Source organism: Streptomyces sp. SID10853 (assembly GCF_010548145.1).
In the GTDB taxonomy this organism is placed as follows: Bacteria; Actinomycetota; Actinomycetes; order Streptomycetales; family Streptomycetaceae; genus Streptomyces.
In genome coordinates, this window is sequence record NZ_JAAGLN010000326.1 from 1 (window position 1) to 6,180 (window position 6,180).

At 70.8% G+C, this 6,180-nt stretch carries 5 protein-coding genes and 1 pseudogene; 5 read left to right on the top strand and 1 reads right to left on the bottom strand.

The window, feature by feature from the left end; translation table 11 throughout:
- The 4 genes from G3I19_RS33620 to G3I19_RS33635 form a co-directional block, all read left to right on the top strand.
- Positions 1-247, top strand: a 247-nt coding sequence (locus tag G3I19_RS33620; protein WP_203600918.1) for a helix-turn-helix domain-containing protein, incomplete at its 5' end; no start/stop codon positions are given.
- A 183-nt stretch (positions 248-430) separates the two neighbouring features.
- On the top strand, positions 431-1,828 hold the full coding sequence (locus G3I19_RS33625; protein ID WP_164267498.1) for a diaminopimelate decarboxylase: 1,398 nt from the start codon (positions 431-433) through the stop codon (positions 1,826-1,828).
- Positions 1,825-2,658 carry a M55 family metallopeptidase gene (locus tag G3I19_RS33630; protein WP_164267499.1) on the top strand — a complete coding sequence of 278 codons (834 nt, stop codon included), beginning with the start codon at positions 1,825-1,827 and terminating at the stop codon, positions 2,656-2,658. The genes G3I19_RS33625 and G3I19_RS33630 overlap by 4 nt, the downstream gene beginning before the upstream one ends.
- A 76-nt stretch (positions 2,659-2,734) precedes the next feature.
- The gene (locus G3I19_RS33635) at positions 2,735-4,210 is read left to right on the top strand and encodes an amino acid permease (RefSeq protein ID WP_203600920.1); all 1,476 of its coding nucleotides are present in this window, start codon (positions 2,735-2,737) and stop codon (positions 4,208-4,210) included.
- 64 nt (positions 4,211-4,274) lie between these two features.
- On the opposite strand, the gene G3I19_RS33640 is transcribed toward G3I19_RS33635, so the two are convergent.
- Positions 4,275-5,546, bottom strand: a complete 1,272-nt coding sequence (locus G3I19_RS33640) for a cytochrome P450 (protein WP_164267500.1) — start codon at positions 5,544-5,546, stop codon at positions 4,275-4,277.
- A 252-nt stretch (positions 5,547-5,798) separates the two neighbouring features.
- Here G3I19_RS33640 and G3I19_RS33645 point away from each other — a divergent pair.
- Positions 5,799-6,180 (top strand): annotated as a pseudogene (locus tag G3I19_RS33645) (ATP-binding protein); the annotation flags it as partial.

A 6,180-nucleotide genomic window follows, 5' to 3' on the forward strand; every position in this document is an offset into this window, starting at 1 on the left:
GTCGGGCCCGGTGCACACGATGCTGGCTCACGCCCGGGCGCACGGGTCGCGGTACGGCGAATCGGTCGCCGCGCACCTCGACGCCTTCGGCGACACGGCCACGGCCGCGCGGCGCCTCAATGTGCACCCCAACACCCTGCGCTACCGGCTGCGCCGGGCCGGGGAGCTGTTCGGTGTGGACCTCGCCGACCCGGCCGTACGGCTGCTGGCCGACGTCGGACTGCGCCTCGGCCGCCTCACCGGGTGAGCCGTATGCGGCCGCGCCGTACGATCCATGATCGTTTACCTGTGGGCCAGGACAGGTGAACCGGCCAGGCATGGTCGCGGATGACGAAGACATGCCGGGCTCCCTGCACCGAAGCTGGGCACAACGTCCCGCGGCCCGAACGAGCGCGGTGCACGAGCGATCTCTCACGTAGGAGTGTTTCAGGTGACTTCCGGTCCGGCCCCCCAGCGCCAGCGCGCCCGCGAGGCGGCGCTCGCCCGCGCCGTCGACGAGGGCCTCCTCGGCCCCGGCTCGCCCCTGGTCGGGCTCCTCGACGTCGACGGCGTGCTGGCCGCGGTGGAGGCACTGCACCAGGCGTTCGACGGCCCGGCCACCGTGCACCACACGTTCGCGGCCAAGGCGTGCGGTCTTGTGCCGGTGCTGCGGCTGCTCGCCGAGGCAGGTATGGGCTGCGAAGTGGCCTCGCCCGGCGAGCTGGAACAGGCACTGGCGGCCGGCTTCACCACCGACCGGCTGGTCTTCGACAGCCCGGCGAAGACGGTCGGTGAGCTGGAGTTCGCGCTGGCCCACGGCATCGCGATCAACCTGGATAACTTCCAGGAGCTGGAGCGCGTCGACCGGCTGCTGGCCGGGCGCGAGCCGTCAGGCCCCATCGGGCTGCGGGTGAACCCCCAGGTCGGCGCCGGCGCCATCGGGGCCATGAGCACCGCGACCGCGACCTCCAAATTCGGGGTCGCGCTGCGCGACCCGGGAGCCGTCGACGCGGTGATCGACGCCTTCACCCGGCACCCCTGGCTCAACCGCCTGCACGCGCACGTCGGCTCCCAGGGCTGCCCGCTGCCGCTCATCGCCCAGGGCATCCGTGCCGCGTACGACCTCGCGGAGCGCATCAACACCCGGCTCGGCCACGCCCGGATCACCGGCCTCGACATCGGCGGCGGCCTGCCCGTCAACTTCGACAGCGAGGACGACAGCCCCAGCTACGCCGACTACGTCGCCGAACTGCGCGGCGCCGTCCCCGGGCTCTTCGACGGCCGCTACACCCTCGTCACCGAGTTCGGCCGCTCGCTGCTCGCGAAGAGCGGCACCATCGGATCGGTCGTCGAGTACACCAAGTCGGCCGGCGGCAGGCGGATCGCGGTCACCCACGCCGGAGCCCAGGTGGCCACCCGTACCGTCTTCATGCCGGACGCCTGGCCCCTGCGCGTCGGCGTGTTCGACGCCGCCGGCCGCCCCAAGCAGGGCCCGCTCCAGGTCGTGGACATCGCCGGACCGTGCTGCTTCGCCGGTGACCTGACCGCGACCGCCCGTGAGCTCCCGGCGATCGAGCCGGGGGACGTGGTGACGCTGTACGACACCGGGGCGTACTACTTCTCGTCGCATTTCTCGTACAACTCCCTGCCCAGACCCGCGGTGTTCGGCTACCGCACCGACTCCGCTGGGCAGGTGCGCCTGGCGACGGTCCGTGAGGCGCAGAGCGTGCGCGAAGTCGTCGAGGAGAGCGGGCTCTCCCATGCGGACGCCCTCGTGGCGCTGGGTGCGGACGGCCCGGACAGCCCGGACAGCGCGGAGCACGGAACGAAGAAGGAGGTGGAGCAGTGACGCACGTCCTCATATCCGCCGACATGGAGGGGGCGACGGGCACCGTCTCCCCGGCGGACGTCACAGCGGGAACACCGCGCTACGAACGCTTCCGCCGGCTGCTCACGCAGGACGTCAACGCCGCGGTCGCCGGGTTCGCCGAGGCGGGCGCGGACGAGATCGTCGTCAACGACGCGCACTGCGGCATGGACAACGTACTCATCGAGGAACTCGACCCGCGCGCCGTCCTGATCACCGGCCGCCACAAGCCGCTCGGCATGCTGGAGGGGCTGGCGGAGGGTGTCGACGCGGTGGCGTTCGTCGGATACCACACCGGTGCGGGGGACCAGGGCGTCCTCGCGCACACCTACCTCTCGCACAGCATCCTCGGTGTCCGCATCGACGGAGAGCCGGTCGGTGAGGGCGGGTTCAACGCCCTGGTCGCCGCCGAGGCCGGGGTCCCCGTCGTCCTCGTCACCGGCGACGACATCACCTGCCGGGAAGCCGCCGGGTACGCCCCCGGCTGCCGGACCGTCACCGTGAAGAAGGCCATCTCGCGGCACGCGGCCGTCTGCCGCACCCCGGCCGTCACGTCCGCCGACATCCGGCGTACGGCAGCGGCGGCCCTCTCGGCGCCCCCGCCGCACGCCGCCCCGCGCCCCGCACCGCACGTGCTGGAGGTGGACGTGGACAGCCCGCACCTCGCGGACCGCGCGAGCGCGCTGTCCGGGGCCGGACTGTCCGGCCCAAGGACGGTCCGTATGGAGACCCCCGACGCCGTGACGGCGCTGCGCCGCTTCCGGGCGCTCAGCTGGGTGATCGGCGGCGGTCGCGAAAGCGACTGGACCTGACACCGCCACCGTCCCCCCGCGTGGATTCCCCCGCCCCTGTACGTCGTCTACGTCGTCGTCCATGACTGGAGCTGCCATGACCTCCTCCGCACCGCAGAGCAATCCGCAGAGAAAGCCGCCGACAGAACAGCCGACAGAACGGCGAGGCAAGGCGCCCGCCCCGCAGCCGGAACTCAACCGCTCGCTGCGCAACCGCCATATGTCGATGATCGCGATCGGCGGTGCGATCGGTGCCGGACTGTTCGTCGGCAGCGGTTCGGTGATCAAGACCGCGGGGCCCGCCGCGATCGTCTCCTACTGCCTGGCCGGCGCGCTGGTGCTGTGCACCATGCGGATGCTCGGCGAGATGGTCGTGGCGAAGCCGTCGTCGGGGTCCTTCGCCGACTACGCCCGCACCGCCATCGGGCCGTGGGCGGGCTTCACCATCGGCTGGCTGTACTGGTACTACTACGTCATCATCGTGGCCGTGGAGGCCGTCGCGGGCGCGGCGATCCTGCACGAGTGGATGGGGCTGCCGCTCTGGGTGCTGGCCATGGGCCTGATGATCCTGATGACCGCGACGAACCTGTTCTCCGTGAAGTCGTTCGGCGAGTTCGAGTTCTGGTTCTCCTCCGTCAAGGTCGCCGCGATCGTGGCCTTCCTGATCGTCGGCGGACTCTATGTCTTCGGCGGCTGGCCGGGCTCGTCCTTCGACTTCTCCAACCTGACCGCCCACGGAGGCTTCGCACCCAACGGCATCACCGCGGTCTTCTCCGCGATCGTCGTGGTCATCTTCGCGTTCGGCGGAGCCGAGATCGTCACCATCGCCGCCGCCGAGAGCAAGGAGCCCGAACGTTCGGTGGCCCGCGCCACCACCGGGATCATCTGGCGGATCATTCTCTTCTACGTCGGCTCCATCGTCCTGGTCGTCACCCTCGTGCCGTGGGACAGCGCCAAGGTGCTGACCAGCCCGTATGTCGCCGCATGGAAGAGCATCGGGCTGCCGGGCGCGGGCGTCGTGATGGACATCGTGATCCTCACGGCCGTGCTGAGCGTGCTCAACTCCTCGGTCTACGTCTCCTCGCGGATGCTGCGGGCGCTCGCCACCCACGGGGACGCCCCCACCTGGCTGGTGGCGACGAACAAGCGCCAGGTCCCGGTCCGGGCGATCCTGGCCGGCACCGCGGTCGGCTGGATCTCGGTGCTGCTGGCCTATCTGTCCCCGGACACCGTCTTCACCTACCTGGTGAACTCGTCCGGCGCGATCGCCATCTTCATGTACCTCATGATCGGCGCGTCCCAGCTGCGTATGCGGCGGAGGCTGGAGCGCGAGGAGCCCGAGCGGCTGACCCTGCGCATGTGGCTCTTCCCGTATCTCACCTGGGTGGTGATGGCCGGCTTCGCCGCCGTGCTGGTGGCCATGGCCGTCATCGGCGACCAGCGCACCCAGCTGCTCACCAGCCTCGGCAGTCTGGCCGTCGTGCTCGTCGCGTACGCGGTGCGCAGGGTGCGCGGCAGCGGCCCGGTGCGCGCCGATGACACCCCGCGGCCGGACGCGGTGCCCACCCGCTGAACCGCCCTACGCCGAACAGCCCCGTCCCTGCCGAGGCCGGACCGGCCGCGCGCCGGCCGGCCGGTCAGCCCAGGTGCACGGGCAGGGAGTCGACACCGAACACGGCGGAGTACTTGCGGAACGCCAGCTCCTCGGCCGGTACGGCCAGCGACATGGCCGGGAAACGGCGCAGCAGCGCCGGGTAGGCGGCGCACAGTTCCATCCGGGCGAGTTCGGCGCCGATGCAGCGGTGGATGCCGTGGCCGAAGGCGATGTGCGAGGAGGGGCGGGCCGGGTCGAACGTATCCATCCGCGGGCCGATGGAGGCGTCGCGGTCGGCGCCGCTGAGGGAGCACAGCACCACATCACCGGCGGATATCCGGGTCCCCGCTATCTCCATGTCCTCGCGGGCGAAGCGCGGGAAGGCGACCTGGACCACGGTGAGATAGCGCAGCAGCTCCTCCACACAGGGGCCCACGGCCTTGTCGTCGTCGCGGAGGGCCGTGAAGTGGTCCGGGTTCTGGAGGAGGACCAGGGTGCCCAGGGCGAGCATGCTGGCGGTGGTCTCCAGGCCGCCCGTCAGCACACCGTCGGCGAGACCGGTCAGCTCCTCGTCGTCGATGGCGTCGCCGTGCTGCTTGATCAGCATGCCGAGCAGGCCGTCGCCCGGGTTCTCCCGCTGCTTCTTGACGATGTCCCGGAGGTAGGAGAGGGACTCGGATATCGCGCCGAACGAGGCGCCGGCCCCGGCGAAGAGGTCGAACCGGGTGGTGCCGAGACGCTGGAAGTCCTCCCGGTCCTCGTACGGGACACCGAGGAGTTCGCAGATGACGAGCGAGGGGATCGGCAGCGCGAACGTCTGGACGAGGTCGACGGGGCCGGGAGTCCGTGCCATCTCGTCGAGCCGGTCGTCCACGATCTCGTGGATGCGCGGCGTGAGCCTGGCGAGCCGGCGCATGGTGAACTCCGGTGTGAGCAGACGGCGCAGCCGGGTGTGGACCGGCGGGTCGGAGAAGCCGAGGCCGCCCGGGTGCTGGCCCTCGGTGACGCCGGCGTTGCCGATCAGATTGGTGAAGTCGTTGCTGAAGCCCTTGGTGCGGCCCAGGACCGCCTTGGCCTCCTCGTAGCCGGTGACCAGCCAGACGTTCATACCGAGCGGCACCGACAGCTTGCTGACCGGTTCCCTCTCCCGCAGTTCACCGAGATCGGGCACCGGATCGAGGCCGGTACGCCGCAGCGGCATAAGGGTCGAATCGGGGAGCAGCGCCGCGTTCGAAAGGTCGAATCCCTTCTTGCGGATGTTCGCCAGATAGCGGCGGCCCAGCCATGTCGTCATGCGTGAACGGATATTCGTCATGCGCGCAATACTGCCCCGACCATATGCGGAGCTGTTCCGCAGCCCCGACGCCCGCGACAGCGGCATAATTTTCGGCCGCGCGTGCGAACCCTCATACCAGAGCGGGACGCTCGGCGCGCAAGTTCGGCAACTAGACGTCAAGTGCCACGGCGTGGCGACTACTGTGAGTGGCTGCTGATCAACAGGGAGACGCGTCAGGTGAGTTGCCTTCCCTGTCGGTGAGCCCTGGTATCCCACGTACCGAGGACGCTGATGTCTCAACTGCGCGCACCCGAAGCGCGGAACGACCGGCCGGAAGGCGGACGGCACGGCCGGACGGGCAACCGCCCACCCCGGCCTGGTCCCTCCCCGGCTCCGTCCGTCCGCCGCTCGCGGTCCGTACCGCCGACGCCCGAGGCCCGTATACGGCCCCAACTGCTGCGTACCGCCATCCTTCCCACCGTCGTCGCCGCGCTCAGCGGCACCGCGGCCGTGGTCTTCACCATCCACTCCGCCGGGGTCCACCCCTCGGCGTCGCTGCGGGGCGTACTGGCCGGATGCGCCGCGCTCGCGGCAGCCGCCATGGCCGCAGCGGCGCTGGGCGCCGACCGGGTCACCAGGACGGTGCTCGACCGGTGCAACGCGCTGCGCCGCT

Coding starts and splice junctions, on each gene's coding strand:
- G3I19_RS33635 (WP_203600920.1), top strand. CDS start 2,735: ATGACCTCCTCCGCACCGCAGAGCAATCCGCAGAGAAAGCCGCCGACA.
- G3I19_RS33640 (WP_164267500.1), bottom strand. CDS start 5,546: ATGACGAATATCCGTTCACGCATGACGACATGGCTGGGCCGCCGCTAT.